The organism is Alkalicoccus saliphilus, from assembly GCF_003044065.1.
In the GTDB taxonomy this organism is placed as follows: Bacteria; Bacillota; Bacilli; order Bacillales; family Salisediminibacteriaceae; genus Alkalicoccus; species Alkalicoccus saliphilus.
In genome coordinates, this window is record NZ_PZJJ01000014.1 from 1 (window position 1) to 16541 (window position 16541).

The following is a 16541-nucleotide window of genomic DNA, read 5'->3' on the forward strand; positions in this document are numbered from 1 at the left end:
TGTCCCAAATGATCCTAAGACCATTATCTAGAAATATCTCGAGGTGTCCAAGAGGAAAGTATCCTTGAGAAGAAAGCAAGAGAAATTGATAAGTTCCAAAGGGACTTAAACATACTATACGAGGAGGTATTAATATGGTCTGGGAATACAAAGGGAAAAAGCTGGAAGTCGTGCAGGGGGACATTGCCTCTCAGCAGGATATAGATGCTGTCGTAAACGCTGCGAATGCCCGTCTGGAAACGGGAGGGGGTGTCGCCGGAGCACTTCACCGGGCGGCAGGACCGGAACTAGCGGAAGCTGGCAGAAAATATGCTCCGTTAGCCCCGGGGGAAGCGGTAATCACCCCGGCATTTAAGCTTCCCAATAACAAAGTGATTCACTGTCTCGGGCCAGTCTACGGACAGGATACCCCGGAAGACGAACTGTTGAAAAGCTGCTACGAAAAAACACTTCATTTAGGGGAAAAAGAAAAGCAGAAGAGCATTGCTTTTCCTGCGATTTCCACGGGAGCCTTCGGTTATCCATTTGACAAGGCGCTTGACCTCGCTGTCGATACGGTTATCGAAGTTCTTCCGGACTTAGCACACGTAGATTTTGTCCGTTTCGTGCTCTTCAGCAGTAAAGAAGCGGATGCTTACAGAAAAGCACTGGAGAAAAAACTCGTATAGAACATTAATTATTTGCTGGAGTTGGTTCTGGACTCTTTGAGGAGGAATTTTATGACCTGGAAAGTAGAATTTGACTATGTTGATACGAATGGAATTACACTGCACACAGCTTCTGCCGGTCCGAAAAACGGACCGCTCGTTCTGCTGCTGCACGGATTTCCGGAGTTCTGGTACGGCTGGCATAAACAGATACAGCCGCTGGCGGAAGCCGGATACCGTGTCGTTGTGCCGGACCAGCGGGGATACAATCTGAGTGAGAAGCCGGAAGGAGCAGCGAACTATGCGATTGATATTCTCCGGGATGATGTTACGGGGCTGATCGATGCTCTTGGAAGAAAAACGGCTTATCTTGTGGGGCATGATTGGGGAGGAGCCGTTGCCTGGCATGTTTCGGTAACACGCCCGGAGTACGTGAAAAAGCTTGCCGCCGTCAATATTCCGTATCCCGGGGCGATGAGAAAAGCGATGATGCGATACCCGCAGCAGTGGCTGAAAAGCTCCTACATGCTTTTCTTTCAGATTCCTGAAGCTCCTGAAAAGGTATTTGAGCAGAACAAGTACGAATCGTTGAAACGGGCGCTGACAAACCCGTCTGTTCCCGGAACCTTTTCAGAAGGAGATCTGGAGCAGTATGAAAAAGCCTGGTACCGGGAAGGAGCTCTTACAGGCATGCTCAACTGGTACCGCGCACTAAAGTATGCCCGGATCAAAGAAGAGAATGTTACCGTTCCGGTCCGGATGATCTGGGGGCTCGGTGATCAGTTTCTCAGCCCGAAAACTGCAGAAACAAGTCTGGAATTCTGTGACAACGCTGAGCTGATCTATGTCGGTGAGGCGACGCACTGGGTCGCCCACGAACAGCCGGATATTGTGAACCGGCTGATTAAGGAGTTTCTTGCTGAAAAGTAACTGAAGTAAAGAAGAGGCTGTCTCAAAAGATTTATAGAGACAGCCTGAAAAGCGTCCCGGAAGGCGAAAGCAGGACATCGTCTATCTATACACGCATAAACCCTTTATCAACAGCCTGTAAAGAAGATTTCCTTGTATACGTGGGAAATCTTCTTCTTTTTAATACAAGAAGAAAATAACTAAATTCATTCTTTCTTCAAATTTTCCTGATTTAATGGACTGAAGATCATTTTATAGAGGGAGCATGGTAATAATGAAAAAACAAACGTATGGAATCAGTGTCCTTTTAGCATCCGGACTGCTTTTAGCAGCCTGCAGCGGAGAGGAAGAAAATGCTGCACAGAATAATGAGGGCACGGGCAGCGGCGAAGAAGAGAATATGGATGACATGAATGAAGAAGAGAATATGAACATGGAAGAAGAAATGAATGAAAATGATGAAGAAATGAATATGGAGGGCAGCCGCAGTGAATTTGAAGAGAATTTCGCTGAACTGCCGGAATCCTTTAATGAAGGGGCAGAAGAAGGACTGCAGACGATGAACACAAAAAATGTGACGCGTCTGGAAGGAGACAATCCCGAACATTTCTCTATCACTGCTTCGCAGACTATCTGGCCGGCGACTCATGAACATAACCAGCCGGGAGCAGTCATTCTGGCGGATCCTGCAGAGTGGGAAAAAGCGCTGGCAGCACTTTCTCTCGTACATCATCCGAATGACGGACCGCTTCTGCTGCTGGAAGAGGGCCTGTCAGAAGAAATACTGGCGGAGATTGAGCGCCTTTCTCCAAAAGGTAATGAAGAAGGAGTAGAAATTCTTGCGGCTCTGGAGCTTTCTGATGAGGACAGAGAGCAGCTGGAAGAGTATGAGGTAGATGAAATCACGGAAGACGAACCGGCAGCTTTTGCGAAAGAAGTAGAGGACCGTTTTGCAGAAACCATCGGTGAACGGCCGGAAAACGTCCTTATCGGTACGATGAATGAAGAACACAAAATCGCTTCCATTACGGCAGGGAGCTGGATTTCCCATATGAACGAATCTATTTTATATGTGGAGGACGAAGTGCCGGAGCCGACGCGTGAAGCTTTAGAGGAACGGGAAGGCAGTGCCAACATTTATGTCATGGGGGGAGAATCAGCGGTTTCTGAAGAAGTAGTGGAAGAACTCCGGGAATACGGCGACGTGGAAAGAATCGGCGGGGACGGACCAGTCGATCACTCTATTGATTTTGCTGCCTACGAGGATGACCATTTCGGATGGGGAATTGATGAACCAGGTCACGGTCTCGTATTCGCTTCTCCGGAGGAACCGGAACTTGCGCTCGCAGGGGCACCGCTGGCCCATCTTGGGAAGCACGCTCCGATGATCTGGGTGGAAAATGACGAGCTGGAAGAAGCGCATGTTGAATATCTTGCCCGTCTGAAACCTTCATTTGAAGAAAATCCGATGGAAGGCCCCTACAACCATGGGTATATTCTTGGAGGAGAAGAAATTATTTCTTTCCAGACCCAGGGTGTCATCGATGATAAAATGGAAATACAGCCGCTGGACGGCGGAGGGCATGACGAACATTAATATTTTCCAGACATCATATTGCTGCTACCTCTGATCTTTTTCCGGGCAGCAGGCCAAAAAGAAAGGAGGAAAATATGAGCAGGCATATCCTCGCTATAGATGATGAAGCACAGATGCTGGATTTGATCACTGCCTGTTTGAATAGTACCGACTTCCAGGTTACTGGAATAAGCGATCCAGCTAAAGCGTCAGGCATGATCCGGCAGAAAACATACGATCTCGTGCTTCTGGATATCATGATGCCGAAAAAAAGCGGATGGGAGCTTCTTGAAGAAATTCGCCGGCTGCCGGATTCACCCCCGGTTATTATGCTGACAGCTTTGGGGGAAACAAACCAAGTTGTAAGGGGGCTGCATGAAGGGGCGGATGATTATATTACAAAGCCCTTTGAACCGTCTGAACTGGCGGCCCGTATGGATGCTGTACTAAGACGGGGGAGCATGAAGCGTGAAAAAATGACTGCGTATGAAGCCAACGGAGTGGAAGTGGATACTGCCTCCCGCACGGTGAAGGCAGACGGCAGAGAGGTGGTACTGACGAAAAAAGAGTTTGATCTTCTTGCCTGTCTTATTCGTTCCCCGGGGCAGGTATTTACAAGAGATCAGCTGCTGGATGCAGCCGCTGCAGCGGGAGAAGAGAGGTTGGACCGGAGTATCGATGCGCATATTAAAAATATCCGTGAAAAAATGAAGGCAGTCGCTCCGGAGAAAACAGTTATTGAGACGATATGGGGAGTCGGTTACCGTCTTCCGGAAAAAGAGGAATCTTCTGCATGAGGCTGTCAATCAAATCAGGACTGCTCGTACTGGGTGGATTTATCCTGCTGATTTTGACGATGAGTCTGGCTTTTTACTATATATCTGAATCCTTTTACCGGGAGCAGCTGCTGGATGATATTGAAAAACGTCTTGAAGCGCACCGTATCGTACTGGAAGACAACTTCCATGAAGAAGCAGTAGAGCATGTGCGTATTATGGAAGAAAGGCAGGACGAGGTGAACTATCTGCTTCTGGAGCCGGATGGCACCGTCATTAATCAAACTTCCGAAATTCCTGCAGCAGCCCGTGAGGCGTATGTAAGCTGGCTGTCGGACGAGTTACCGGTGGAAGAAGGGTTCACTTCATTTGCCGAAGAGTCCCATCATAGTATTCCACATGTTTACGCGGTGGAGCCGATAATGGTAAATGGAGAACCTGCCGCTTATTTATTTGTCGATGAGGCCACGAGCCGTTTCGAAGCAACTCAGAATAATCTTGTTCTGCTAACGATAGGCATGGCAGCAGTAAGTATTCTTCTGGCAGGTCTGCTGGCTGTTTTCGTTTCCTATTTCATGACACGTCCGCTGACGAGACTTACACAAGCGGCAGAAAAAGTAGCGGATGGCAATTTTGAAATGGATGTCAACAGCAGCCGAAAAGACGAGGTAGGAGAGCTCAGCCGGGGGTTACAGACAATGACAGAAAAACTGAAAGACTATCAGCAGTCCCGGCGCATGCTTTTATCCAATGTTTCTCATGACCTGCGTACACCGCTCACCTATGTTAAGGCCTACGCTGCTCTTCTGAAAGATAACCCACGGACACCGCCGGATGAACTTATAAAACAGGCTGGAGTCATTTACAGAGAATCACTGCGTATGGAGCGGCTCGTGGAAGATTTATTTCAGCTTACGAAAATGGATGAAGGAAAGCTTCAGCTGGAACTTCATGAAGAAAAAATCAGCGCTCTTCTAAAAGCACTTGTTCCTTCCTACGAGATGATGGCCCGGGAGGAAAACTGCCGGCTTGAATCTGTCGTTCCAAACTCTGAAGCAACGCTGATGCTGGATGGGGAAAGATTCGGCCAGGCCTTGACCAACATTGTTCGAAATGCTTTCCGCCACACGCCGGATGGAACGAGCGTGATTCTGAAAATGAAAGAAACAGAAGAAGAAATACAGGTGCTGGTAGCTGATGAGGGTCCTGGGATTCCGGAAAAGGACATCAGCCTCATATGGGAAAGATTCTACCGTTCTGATACTTCGCGCACGTCAAAAACCGGGGGAAGCGGTCTCGGACTGCCGATTGCCAGGCAGATTATCGAAGCCCACGGGGGAAAAGTTCAAGCCCGGAACAGAAGCCGGGGAGCGGAGTTTGTGTTTATTTTTCCGAAAGTACAGGCTCAAAAGACATACAGGTAAAAAGAAGCTGTGCCGAAAATAAGACTTAATCAACACAATGAAGCCTGTCAGGAACTGCCTGACAGGCTTCATTGATGTATATCCCAAGTGCTGTTCTTTTTAAGTTTCCTGTACAGGCTCTCCTTTATCAATCCACACTTCCCAGTTTTCTCCCCCATCGAACGATACATAAAACGAGTCTTCAGAGCCCCCTGCAGCAAAAATACGACCGTTAATATCGAGGCTGATGACCGGCTCCTCCGGCAGTGCGATATCGTAAGGTTCCGTAGTTTCTCCAAGGTCCTCTGTATAGAACCATCCTTCTTCTTCCCCGGCACTGTAAATCAAGTGCCCGTCCTGGTACGGGGCGGAACTGAGCACCGTTGTCCCTTCTTTCATCGTTTCCCATGTCGCCCCGCCATCGGAAGATCGGGCCGTACCATACGGAGAAGCGGCCGAAAGCAGGTTTTCATCATCCGGATGAACCATTATTTCCAGAAGGTCGATATCCTCAAAAGCTTCATCGTTGACAGTGTCCCACTTCATGCCTCCGTCTTCTGATCGGTAAAGAGTGCTGTTATAGGAATCGAATCCGTACAGCACAGACTGATCAGATGGAGCGGGCTCGATCTGGTGGAAATCCACTTCCTGATAAAGCACTTCAGCATTCCAGGTTTTTCCCTGGTCATCACTGTGCATGACTCCGAGCGGATCGTCCAGTCCTGATGAATGATCCGGATGGCCGCTGCTCAAAAACGTACCATCTTCAAGGACTGTAAAGCCCATGAAATCATGCCGTTCTTCGGGGCTGCTCTGCCACTTCATCTCTTGTTTGTCCAGATCTACGTGGAGCAGTCCATAGTGGGTACCGATATAAGGGTCGCCGCTTCCGGAAGTATCAAAAGCGACATCATGCATATGCATGATCTCTTCTGCCGTTTCTCTCGTATCTTCTGCACTTTCTGATGTTCCACACCCCGCTGTGAGAAGGGCTGTCCCTGTAAATACAATGAAATTTTTCCAATAAGCCAAAGAGCTGTCTTCCTTTCTATATTTAATCTTCTTTTAATTTTTTCCTGCGCTGATCATATTCTTCTTCTGTAATTTCCCCGCGGGCATACCGCTCCTTTAAAATGCTCATGCTGCTGTCCTTATCACTGCCGGTATTGGAACTGCTGCCGGAAAGTTTCATAAAAATAAAGACCAGAACTACAATCAAAACGACTAAAAGAATCATCCAGAGAATCCCTGAAAAAAGCATGCTTCCTCCCCAGAAATTATCATGCATCCTGTTAAATTCGAACATTATATATGCCTCCTCTCCACAAGGACATAACCTTCTATGATAAATTATAGAACATGAATATGAAGAAAGTATGAAAATTCCAGATTGCAGGAAAAATTACAGCTGTTCTCGTTTACGGAATGAATTTGTTTTTTGAAAAAATCTTTTGATTAAAACTACTCATAACAGGGGTAATAGTAGAGGAGAAGGAATTTTCCTACAAATAGAGGAGGTTTTTTGATGGCTAAAACACCAATCACCGTCGCTTACGGGGACGGTATCGGACCAGAAATTATGGAAGCGGTATTAAAAATTCTCGACCGGGCAGATGCCCAGGTCGAGCCGGAGTATATCGACATTGGAAAGGATGCTTATCTGGAAGGCTGGACGACAGGGATTCCGGATAAAGCATGGGAATCTCTGCAGCGGACGAAAGTATTTTTGAAGGCGCCGATTACTACTCCACAGGGCGGCGGATATAAAAGTCTGAACGTGACCATTCGGACATCTCTCGGCCTGTACGCCAACATCCGGCCCACGATTTCCTATTCGCCGTTTGTAAAAACGAAGCATCCGGAAATGGATCTCGTCGTCGTCCGGGAAAACGAAGAGGATTTATATACGGGCATCGAGCATCAGCAGACACCGGAAGTGGTTCAGAGCCTGAAGCTGATTACCCGTCCGGGAACGGAGCGCATCGTCCGACACGCCTTTGAATACGCACGTAAACATAACCGGAAAAAGGTAACGTGTATTACGAAAGACAACATTATGAAGCTTTCCGACGGCCTGTTCCATAAAGTGTTTGAAGAAATTGCCGAAGAATATCCGGATATGGAAACCGACCATTGGATCGTCGACATCGGTCTTGCGAAAATTGCGGATGCCCCGCAGGACTTCGACGTGGTAGTCATGCCGAATCTTTACGGAGATATAGGGTCGGACATCGCTGCCCAGATTTCCGGAAGTGTCGGACTCGGCGGTTCCGCCAACATCGGGGACGAATACGCAATGTTTGAAGCCATTCACGGAAGTGCTCCTGACATCGCCGGAAAAGGCATTTCCAATCCGTCCGGGCTTCTGAACGGGGCGGTGCAGATGCTGCTTCATATCGATCAGCCGGAGGCAGCTTCCAAAATCCAGAATGCCTGGTTTAAAACGCTGGAGGACGGAATTTACACGGGCGATATAGCTAAAGGCGGTCCTTCCGTCGGTACAGAGGAGTTTGCCGACGCTGTGATTGAACGCCTCGGTCAGAAGCCGGAGCAGCTCATGTCCGCAAATTACGAAAAAACCGTGAAAGAAGAAAACCAGCATAAAGTATCCATTGCAGCCAAAGATAGAAAAGATGACTCGATTGAGCGGAAATTGGACGGTGTAGATGTCTTTCTTTTCAATAATGAAATGCTCTCCGATGAACTCGGACAGAAGGTGGAAAAAACTGCCGGAGAGGATTTTGAACTGACAGTCATAACGAACCGCGGAGCGAACGCTTATCCGCCGGGATACACGGACATTTTTCAGACGGATCACTGGCGCTGCCGTTTTCTCCCGAAAGAAGAAAAAGCTATCAGCAATAAAGATATTCAGGAACTGCTTGCACGTATTACAGAAGCCGGTTTCGACTGGATACAAGTTGAAAATCTTTACAGCTTTAATGGAGAAAGAGGCTACTCGGAAGCGAAAAAATAAAGCAGCGGTTAACTGTAAGTGAATAAAAGCAGAAAAGGTTCAGGGGTGTGTCCTGAACCTTTTTTCTGTTCTATGGAATTTTTGAAGGTGAGGGTGATTCTGCCAACGCTTTCTGGAATTCTCCTATTAAGAATAATACTGTTACCAGTTATGGGAACTCCTGATTTTTTACTAAGGATGAACGAATTTCATAATACACATTAAAGCAGTCAAACGAGAATATTCAATAAGCTCTCAGTTTCAGACGTACGCTTTCCCGAGGGCTGGTCTTCAGCTGACTTTTGCGAGAACCCCCCTCACAAAAGTGGATCTTCAGACAACGCTGATCCTCCGGGAGTCGACGTCTTTCACTACGAGCTCACGGTTGATAGGAACGTTAAGATTAAAAATAAGAAAACAGTTAGATATTTGGAGGAAACACACTTGCGAAATTGAGTAGAGCTGTATTAAAAGAGTCCGTGTTAAAGCAATGTTGGTATTTATAGAAAAAACAAAAACTCCATACAGGGAATGTTCATTCAGTTTTATTGGCTGATTCTCTTACCAGGTATGTTAGTGGAAGATAATTTATTTTATTTCTCCATTTTGCAGCCTGCTTATGTAATCGCTTTTTATATCAAGTGTGTAAAATTCCACAATATTTTCTTCTGTATCCTTAAAATATAACCTTCTCTCTTTATTACTATCATTTTTTCCTTCAATTAATTTCATTTCAATTCCTGCATTTTCAAGAACTGTAATTGCACTATCAAAATTATCCTGCCTTATAAACAAAGCAAAATGAACATGACTGCCCCCTTCATCAAATAGGCCTTCCCACTCAGAAACTGGCTTTCTTTTCTCCAATAATTCTTTTTCCGTAAAATTTCTCGGAAGCCATAATCCCAGTCTTGCAGGCCCTCCAAGATATAACCATGTAGCCCATCTATTTTCATTACTTTTATCAAATTGTCCTTCCTTATAACCCCATTGTTCCACTATTGAAAACCCCAGCTGATTAGACCAAAAATCAATTGCTCTTTCCATGGATTTAATCTCAATGACAATTTCTGATACACCCTCAACGTTTATTTTCATGTTTTTCACCTTCCTGCACGTACAGCTTTCTCCTGCACTCCCCGGCGGAAGCTTGCCGTGGGGCTCGTCGTCAGCTATTTTCCATGGCCTGCGCCATGGAAAATGAGCTGAAGCCGGCCCGCCGGGAAAGCGTTCTGCGGAGGCGAAAGCAGGGGAATGTCTACGGCCTGTATAAAAAAACTTTATAAACAGCCTGGCCACCTCCTTCTTTGAAAGAGGTGGGAAAAATGGGGACTCTGAAAAGATAAAGACCGAGTTCCATTCCCGCGACCGCAGGAGAATGGAATTATCTGAGGCCGTTATGTTCAGAAAGCCTCCACGTGGAAGCGAAAGCACTCCTCTTTGTTTTAAGGATAGGCTTTAAAGTATACCAAGTTTCCCAATCCTTTCGGCAGCTTCTTTCAGTCTTTCTTCCGGGGCAAGAAGCGCTGTGCGCAGAAAACCTTCCCCGTGGGTACCGAAGCCGCTGCCTGGAGCGGTAACGACGTGGGCTTTTTCCAGGAGCAAGTCCGCAAACTCCTCTGACGTCCATCCTTCGGGAACAGGAAGCCAGGCAAAAAAGGAGCCTTCAGGGTAAGGGACGTCCCAGCCGATCCCACGGAGACTTTCGATCAGGACGTTTCTTCTTTGTTCATACGTATCAGAAAGCTCACGTACGGCTTCCTGAGGGTTCTGCAGTGCAGCGGCAGCTGCTTTCTGCACCGCTCCGAACAGACTGACGTACATATGATCCTGAATCAGGTTGAGACTGTCGATGACCGACGGATTACCGACAGCAAAAGCGATACGCCAGCCGGCCATGTTATACGTTTTGGACATCGTGTACACTTCAATCCCGACGTCTTTAGCCCCGTCCGTCTGCAGGAAACTGCGTGGTTTCTCACCGTCGAAGCCGATGGCACCATAGGCGAAGTCGTGGCAGACGCAGATATTGTGTTTACCCGCAAGCTTCACTGTTTCTTCAAAAAAAGAAGCGTTGGCGAGTGCTGAAGCCGGGTTGTTTGGATAATTTAAAAACATCAGTTTTGCATTATTCAGTGTGTTCGTGGAAAGCTCGGCGTAATCCGGCAGAAAGCCGTTTTCAGCACGGAGAGGCATGTATGCCGGCGAGGCATCGGCAAGGGCGATGCCCGACATGTAATCCGGATACCCGGGATCCGGAAGCAGTGCCGTATCACCTGGATTCAATAGACACTGGCTGAGCTCCACGAGGCCGGTTTTAGCACCGGGAAGCACGGCAACCTCCGTTTTAGGGTCAAGGTCTACGTTGTATTCCCGCTTATAAAAATCGCAGACCGCCTGCTTTAAAAAATGATGCCCGCGGAACGGGGAATACTTATGAAATTCCGGATCGGGAGCTGCTTCCTGCAGAGCTTCCACGATATGGGGAGGCGTCGGCAGATCGGGGTTCCCCTGGCCGAGATTAATCACATCGTGTCCTTCCATGGCAATTTTATGTGCTTTTTTTGCGAGTTTCGCAAAAAATTGATCCGGAAGTCGTTTTAACGTATCGGATTGTTCGAACTGAAAAGTCAATGCAGATCACCGCCTTAAGTAATACCTTACCTGTATATTCTTCTTCACATCGGAACATTCTTCCTGCCGACAGAAAGAATCAACTATGATTGAAAGCGGTTTCAATAATCGATTGACCAGCGTGACATTTACTGGTATATTTTAAGTGACCGATATGGTCATTATAAAGTTATTCAGAAAGGAGGGGCCCGTCATTTATGAAAAGTTTCACGCCCTGGCATTAGAGAAACAGGAGCGTATTATTAATGCAGCAATGAAGGAATTCACCGCATCCGGCTATAAAAAAGCGTCGACAAACATGATTATTTCAGAAGCTGATATTTCGAAAGGGTCTCTTTTTAAATATTTTCATCATAAAAAAGGGATGTATTTTTTTCTGCTGGATTACGCTGTTTCTGTTGTGGAGACGATCTACAGCGAAATTGATTATTCCGAGACAGATCTGTTTGACCGGCTGAGCCGGATCGGCCGCATTAAATTCCGGATTCAGCAGGCGCACCCGCAGGTATTTGAATTTCTGTTAAGTGCCCACGAAGAGAAAGCGGAAGAAATACGGAAAGAAAAAGAGCATAAAATGGCAGCTGTGCGGGAACGTGGATTTTCATTTGTTTACGAAGGAATCGATTTTTCAAAATTCCGGGATGACATCGATACCGGTAAAGCGGTGGAAATTCTTAACTGGTCCATGACGGGGTTTGCGGAACAGGAAATCCGGCAGATGGGGGACGAGAAAAAGATAACAGAAGAGCAGTTTACCAAATGGGAAGAGTACGCGGCCCTGCTGAGAAAGTGTTTCTACAAAGAGCCGTCCGGAGAATAAAAGGAGGATACTCATGAACATGGTCGAGGTAACGAACCTGACGAAAAAATTCGGCAGCTTTACGGCGCTGGATCAGATTAATCTTGAAGTGCGGAGCGGCGAAGTTTTCGGTTTTATCGGCCCGAACGGAGCCGGTAAAACGACAACGATCCGCGTCCTGCTCGGCATGCTTAAAGCAGGAGAGGGAGAAGCGAAGATTTTTGGGAAGGATGCCTGGGCGGACGCCGTAGAAATTCATAAACGTACAGCCTTTGTCCCCGGGGAAATCAACCTCTGGCCGAATTTAACGGGTGGGGAAGTGATCGATTTATTCGTCCGGCTCCGGGGCTCCGGAAATAAAAGCCGGAGAGACGAGCTGATCGAACGATTTTCCCTGGATCCTGCCAAAAAATGCCGCACGTACTCTAAAGGAAACCGGCAGAAGGTAGCCCTCATTGCCGCGTTTTCCTCCGATGCGGATCTTTACATTCTCGATGAGCCGACCTCGGGACTCGATCCGCTGATGGAGCAGGTTTTTCAGGAATATGTCCGGGAAGCACAGGCAGCGGGTAAAAGTGTGCTGCTTTCCAGTCACATCTTGTCGGAAGTAGAAAAATTATGCGACAGAGTCGGCATCATCCGGGAAGGAAAGATGATTGAAACAGGCTCTCTTAATGAGCTGAGGCACCTCACCCGTACACAAATTCTTCTGCAGACAAAACAGCCGGTAACGGGACTTGAGAAAATGACGGGGATCCATGACATTCAGGATACGGAAAACGGGCTGCTCTTCCAGGTGGATACGGAAAAAATCGATCCGGTCATGCGCCACCTGAGCAGTTTCGGAATTTTGAAGCTGGAAAGTGCTCCTCCAACGCTCGAGGAGCTGTTTATGCATCATTATGAAGGAGGCAGCGGTGCAGGAGGTGGACAATAGTGGGAAACACAGCTAACACACTGACTATCACACGGCTCATTCTTCGTCTCGACCGTTTTAGGATTGCTCTATGGCTTGTTGGTCTGACGTTTTTTACGCTGATTGTGCCTGTCGCTTTCCGGAATTTATACGGGACACAGCAGGAGCGGGACGCGATGGCTCTTACGATGGAAAACCCTGCTATGACAGCGATGGTCGGCCCGGGTGACTTGGAAAACTATACGATGGGGGCAATGACCGCTCATCAGATGATTCTTATGACAGCGGTAGTGGCCGGACTGATGGCTGTACTGCTTACTTCCCGGTGGACGCGGGGGGAGGAAGAAGAAGGGCGTGTAGAAATGATCCGCTCCCTGCCGGCAGGGCGTCTTGCACAGCTCATGGCGGCGATACTCGTTATGACATTAGTCAGCGTACTTCTCGCAGTATTTACGGGATTAGGACTTGCTGCTATGGGAGAAGCCAGTATGACGCTTGAAGGATCGCTGTTGTACGGGGCTGCACTTGGAGGGGCGAGTCTGTTTTTCGGAGGAATAACTGCGGTGGCTGCCCAGCTGTTATCCAATTCACGGGGAACAGTCGGCTTTTCGATTGCTGTGCTTCTCGGCTCTTATTTGTTTCGTGCAGTAACGGATATCAGCAACGAAACGCTTTCCTGGATCTCTCCGCTCGGATGGGTAACGAAAGCGGAAGTGTACAGCGGGAATTACTGGGGACCTGTAGTTCTGCTTATTCTTTCCGCTGGCGTGCTGTTTGCAGCGGGTTCCTGGCTGAACAGTATCCGGGATCTCGGACACAGCTTTGTACCACCGGGGAAAGGCCGGGAACGGGCTTCACGTTTACTGCAGAATCCGCTCGGTCTGACGGTGAGACTACAGCGTACCGGTTTTATCGTGTGGGCGGCCGGTGTTTTCATTCTCGGTGCTTCCTATGGATCAGTACTCGGGGATATGGAAGCTTTCTTTGCGGAAAACGAACTGATGGCACAGCTTCTGCAGGAACAGGAAGGATTGAGCCTGACAGAACAGTTCATTCCTATGCTGCTCGTTGTTTTGTCTCTTCTCAGTACGATTCCGCCGCTGATGGCTGTCAATAAGCTCCGCGGCGAGGAAAAAAAGCACCGGGTGAAGCATCTGCTCGGGAGGGCCGTTTCCCGCACACATCTTCTTGCCGTGTATACGGGAACAACTGCGGTAAATGGTTTTATCATGCTTTCCCTGACCGCCGCAGGTCTTTGGGCAGCAGGAAACGCCGTGATGGATGAGGGACTGGCTTTCGGGTTGATCTACGGGGCAGCCGTTTCTTATTATCCGGCGGTTCTTGTAATGATCGGGCTTGCCGTACTGCTCATCGGAGCACTCCCGAAATTTACGCAGCTTGTGTGGGTGTATCTTTTTTACTCCTTTGTCGCTCTTTATCTCGGGGGACTTTTTCAATTTCCTGAATGGGTCGGTATGGTTACTCCTTTCGGCCATGTTCCGCAGGTGCCGGTGGAGGATTCGGCCGTGCTGCCGCTTGTCGTACTCGCAGGAATTGCTGCTGTACTGACGGTAATCGGATTTATTACTTTCCGGAAACGCGACCTCGATTTTCAGTAGATGACGTTTAACAGAAAGAAAAGGACGGTAATATAGTCTGTAAACCGGCTTTTCAACCAGGGAGGAAACGACATGAACCTGCATGAAAAAGGAAGAGCGGTACAAATGCAAGCGGAGCTGCGGAAGATACAGACAGCCGTCAGAAAAGAAGAAGAAAAAATCGAACGAAAGCAGGAGCTGGCGAGGCGCGCGAAGTGGATTACCGATCCGTCGAGAAGAAAGCATATCATTGAAATGAACGAACGCGAAGTTTATATGCTTCGGCAGAAAATAGCGTCGCTGAAGAAAAAACAGGAGGAACTGTTAAAAGAAAAGGAAAGAAAATAAAAAGGAGCCGCCCGGAGCGGTTCCTTTTTATTTGTATTTTGAGAGAGACGGGCGGCTGTTCAGGGGGGATTAATCATTATAAAAGGGTTAATAAACTTTATAGATGGTTGTTTAATCATGATAGATGCTCCATTTGTCATTAAGAAGGTATTTAATCATTATAGCTCGATTTTCAATCATTATAAGCTTCTTTTTGCTGGGGATTAATCATGACAGGTCTTTCATTAATCATAAAGCGGGGGCCATAGCGTGCGTACAAGAGGAACTTTAAACTAATTCACGTCAGGATGTGTGAAGGAAAAACACGGGGCAGCCACTTCTAAATAAAAGAGCCTGTCAGATGAAACTGACAGGCTCTGATCCGGGTAAGGACGTACTTTCTTTACAGAACATCGGTTTATAAATAGTCTTCTTCGCCCCGCAGCGTTTTCATGATGCCGAAGCACATTAAAATAATAATAATCGACAGCGGGAGAGCCAGAACGACTATCGCCGTCTGAAAGGCATCCAGCCCGCCTATGGCAAGAAGAATGGACGTTGCCGAGACAAAGATAATGCCCCACATTACCTTAATGGTCGGCGGCGGATTCAGTTTTCCTCCGGTGGACTGAATGCCGAGTACAAATGTAGCTGAGTCAGCGGACGTCACGAAGAAAATGACTACGATAAACATAGCCACCACTGAAACGAGAAGACTCAGCGGCAGTTCCTGTAACACGGTGAAAAGAGCTGTTTCAAGCGGCTGACTCGAGACATCCACACCGTCATAAAGCTCCATATGGATCCCGGTGCCTCCGACCATCGCAAACCAGAAAAACGTGACAAGGCTTGGTGCCAGTATGACCCCGGAAATAAATTCACGGATGGAGCGGCCCCGGGAAACCCGGGCGATAAACATACTCACAAATGGCGTCCAGGAAATCCACCATGCCCAGTAAAAAACTGTCCAGATCTGTGTCCATTCTGCTTCCTGGGCATCCACCGGACTCATGCGGAGCCCCATAGGAATAAACGTTGCTGCATAGTGAGAGAGGCTCGAAGCAAACATATTCAAAAGAAATAACGTTGGTCCCGTAAAGACGATGAACAGGAGAAACGCGGCGGAAAGCGAGATATTAATCGTACTCAAATACTTAATGCCACGGTGAATCCCGGTCGTTGCCGAAACAATGAAAATCATCGTAATGACAGCCATAATTAAAAGCTGGACAAAAAAGTTATACGGTACTCCGAAAAGAAACTGCAGGCCGGAGTTGATCTGCTGGGCACCGAGGCCGAGAGATGCTGAAACACCGAATATAGTAGCGAATACGGAGACTATATCTACAGTGTGTCCCCATCCGCCCTTCATATGGTTCGGGAAAAGGGGAGTAAGGGTCGCGCTCATCAGCCCAGGTGCCTTGTAGCGGAACTGCTGCAAGGCAAGTGCCAGCGCTACAAGGGCATAAATAGCCCAGGCGTGAAGCCCCCAGTGGAGCCACGTATACGTAACGCCCCCGACAGCATCCGCGGCTGTCCCACCTTCACCGGAAGGAGGAGCGGAAAAATGTCCGATCGGCTCCGAGACTCCAAAGAAAAAGAGACCGATACCAATTCCTGCAGAAAAAAGCATAGAAAACCACGTGCCTCTGCTGAATTCCGGTTTTTCATCCGGCTTCCCGAGGCGGATGCGCCCGTACTTACTGAAAGCAAGATATACAGCAAAAATAAAAAACAAAGTAGCAATTAACTGAAAGTACCACCCGAATGTTTGAAACATAAACGACTGGAGCAAAAGAAATAATGCTTCCAGCTGATCGGGTATTAAAACACCTACGGCAACGAAAGACGCTGCCAGTAAAACGGAAACTTTTAATACAATCGTAAAGCGTTCATTCACATTAATTCTTCCTTTCCATTTTGGACTCTGCTCCTTAGTATACATAGACAGAGAAAAAGGGTAAGGTGTTCAGCAACATCATCACCTATATTCCTTTAGT

15 protein-coding genes are annotated in these 16541 nt (G+C 47.7%); 10 read left to right on the forward strand and 5 right to left on the reverse strand.

The window, feature by feature from the left end; all coding sequences use genetic code 11:
* The first annotated feature begins 134 nt into the window (after positions 1–134).
* The 5 genes from C6Y45_RS09515 to C6Y45_RS09535 all read left to right on the forward strand — a co-directional run bounded on the left by C6Y45_RS09515 (position 135) and on the right by C6Y45_RS09535 (position 5332).
* Entirely contained in the window at positions 135–668 is a 534-nt protein-coding gene (locus tag C6Y45_RS09515) for a macro domain-containing protein (RefSeq protein WP_107584992.1), read from the forward strand.
* Between the two features lie 51 nt (positions 669–719).
* Positions 720–1577: an alpha/beta fold hydrolase gene (locus C6Y45_RS09520; protein ID WP_107584993.1), complete on the forward strand. Its 858-nt coding sequence runs from the start codon at positions 720–722 to the stop codon at positions 1575–1577.
* Between the two features lie 253 nt (positions 1578–1830).
* Positions 1831–3153, forward strand: coding sequence for a cell wall-binding repeat-containing protein (locus C6Y45_RS09525; RefSeq protein ID WP_107584994.1), 1323 nt, complete (start codon positions 1831–1833; stop codon positions 3151–3153).
* Between the two features lie 74 nt (positions 3154–3227).
* A complete protein-coding gene (locus tag C6Y45_RS09530) occupies positions 3228–3929 on the forward strand; it encodes a response regulator transcription factor (protein WP_107584995.1) in 702 nt (233 codons plus the stop codon).
* The gene (locus C6Y45_RS09535) at positions 3926–5332 is read left to right on the forward strand and encodes a sensor histidine kinase (protein ID WP_160058276.1); all 1407 of its coding nucleotides are present in this window, start codon (positions 3926–3928) and stop codon (positions 5330–5332) included. The genes C6Y45_RS09530 and C6Y45_RS09535 overlap by 4 nt, the downstream gene beginning before the upstream one ends.
* A gap of 99 nt (positions 5333–5431) precedes the next feature.
* Here the strand turns inward: C6Y45_RS09535 and C6Y45_RS09540 are convergent, their stop codons facing one another.
* Positions 5432–6343 carry a F510_1955 family glycosylhydrolase gene (locus C6Y45_RS09540; protein WP_107584997.1) on the reverse strand — a complete coding sequence of 304 codons (912 nt, stop codon included), beginning with the start codon at positions 6341–6343 and terminating at the stop codon, positions 5432–5434.
* 22 nt (positions 6344–6365) lie between these two features.
* Complete coding sequence (locus C6Y45_RS09545) at positions 6366–6617, reverse strand: SHOCT domain-containing protein (protein WP_218017808.1); 252 nt, start codon at positions 6615–6617, stop codon at positions 6366–6368.
* Positions 6618–6836: 219 nt separating this feature from the next.
* Here C6Y45_RS09545 and C6Y45_RS09550 point away from each other — a divergent pair, with 219 nt between their 5' ends.
* Positions 6837–8288, forward strand: a complete 1452-nt coding sequence (locus C6Y45_RS09550; protein WP_218017809.1) for an NADP-dependent isocitrate dehydrogenase — start codon at positions 6837–6839, stop codon at positions 8286–8288.
* Positions 8289–8855: 567 nt separating this feature from the next.
* On the opposite strand, the gene C6Y45_RS17200 is transcribed toward C6Y45_RS09550, so the two are convergent.
* Positions 8856–9365 (reverse strand): VOC family protein, encoded by a 510-nt coding sequence (locus C6Y45_RS17200; protein WP_146159169.1) that lies wholly within the window; start codon positions 9363–9365, stop codon positions 8856–8858.
* Positions 9366–9725: 360 nt separating this feature from the next.
* The gene (locus tag C6Y45_RS09560; protein WP_107585000.1) at positions 9726–10901 is read right to left on the reverse strand and encodes a pyridoxal phosphate-dependent aminotransferase; all 1176 of its coding nucleotides are present in this window, start codon (positions 10899–10901) and stop codon (positions 9726–9728) included.
* 154 nt (positions 10902–11055) lie between these two features.
* Between C6Y45_RS09560 and C6Y45_RS09565 the strand changes: the two genes are divergently transcribed.
* The 4 genes from C6Y45_RS09565 (at position 11056) to C6Y45_RS09580 (ending at position 14562) form a co-directional block, all read left to right on the forward strand.
* On the forward strand, positions 11056–11721 hold the full coding sequence (locus C6Y45_RS09565; protein WP_245922629.1) for a TetR/AcrR family transcriptional regulator: 666 nt from the start codon (positions 11056–11058) through the stop codon (positions 11719–11721).
* A 13-nt stretch (positions 11722–11734) separates the two neighbouring features.
* Positions 11735–12637, forward strand: a complete 903-nt coding sequence (locus C6Y45_RS09570) for an ABC transporter ATP-binding protein (protein ID WP_107585001.1) — start codon at positions 11735–11737, stop codon at positions 12635–12637.
* Positions 12637–14235 (forward strand): ABC transporter permease, encoded by a 1599-nt coding sequence (locus C6Y45_RS09575; protein WP_245922630.1) that lies wholly within the window; start codon positions 12637–12639, stop codon positions 14233–14235. Before C6Y45_RS09570 ends, C6Y45_RS09575 begins: the two co-directional genes overlap by 1 nt.
* A 72-nt stretch (positions 14236–14307) precedes the next feature.
* Entirely contained in the window at positions 14308–14562 is a 255-nt protein-coding gene (locus C6Y45_RS09580; RefSeq protein ID WP_107585003.1) for a fascin domain-containing protein, read from the forward strand.
* 397 nt (positions 14563–14959) lie between these two features.
* Here the strand turns inward: C6Y45_RS09580 and C6Y45_RS09585 are convergent, their stop codons facing one another.
* Positions 14960–16441: a BCCT family transporter gene (locus C6Y45_RS09585; protein ID WP_245922631.1), complete on the reverse strand. Its 1482-nt coding sequence runs from the start codon at positions 16439–16441 to the stop codon at positions 14960–14962.
* Positions 16442–16541 lie beyond the last annotated feature (100 nt).

What these genes read in the sequence shown, in the direction of transcription:
- C6Y45_RS09580 (WP_107585003.1), top strand. Translation starts at nt 14,308, where the DNA reads ATGAACCTGCATGAAAAAGGAAGAGCGGTACAAATGCAAGCGGAGCTG.
- C6Y45_RS09520 (WP_107584993.1), top strand. Translation starts at nt 720, where the DNA reads ATGACCTGGAAAGTAGAATTTGACTATGTTGATACGAATGGAATTACA.
- C6Y45_RS17200 (WP_146159169.1), bottom strand. Translation starts at nt 9,365, where the DNA reads ATGAAAATAAACGTTGAGGGTGTATCAGAAATTGTCATTGAGATTAAA.
- C6Y45_RS09545 (WP_218017808.1), bottom strand. Translation starts at nt 6,617, where the DNA reads ATGTTCGAATTTAACAGGATGCATGATAATTTCTGGGGAGGAAGCATG.
- C6Y45_RS09515 (WP_107584992.1), top strand. Translation starts at nt 135, where the DNA reads ATGGTCTGGGAATACAAAGGGAAAAAGCTGGAAGTCGTGCAGGGGGAC.
- C6Y45_RS09535 (WP_160058276.1), top strand. Translation starts at nt 3,926, where the DNA reads ATGAGGCTGTCAATCAAATCAGGACTGCTCGTACTGGGTGGATTTATC.
- C6Y45_RS09565 (WP_245922629.1), top strand. Translation starts at nt 11,056, where the DNA reads ATGGTCATTATAAAGTTATTCAGAAAGGAGGGGCCCGTCATTTATGAA.
- C6Y45_RS09525 (WP_107584994.1), top strand. Translation starts at nt 1,831, where the DNA reads ATGAAAAAACAAACGTATGGAATCAGTGTCCTTTTAGCATCCGGACTG.
- C6Y45_RS09530 (WP_107584995.1), top strand. Translation starts at nt 3,228, where the DNA reads ATGAGCAGGCATATCCTCGCTATAGATGATGAAGCACAGATGCTGGAT.
- C6Y45_RS09570 (WP_107585001.1), top strand. Translation starts at nt 11,735, where the DNA reads ATGAACATGGTCGAGGTAACGAACCTGACGAAAAAATTCGGCAGCTTT.
- C6Y45_RS09550 (WP_218017809.1), top strand. Translation starts at nt 6,837, where the DNA reads ATGGCTAAAACACCAATCACCGTCGCTTACGGGGACGGTATCGGACCA.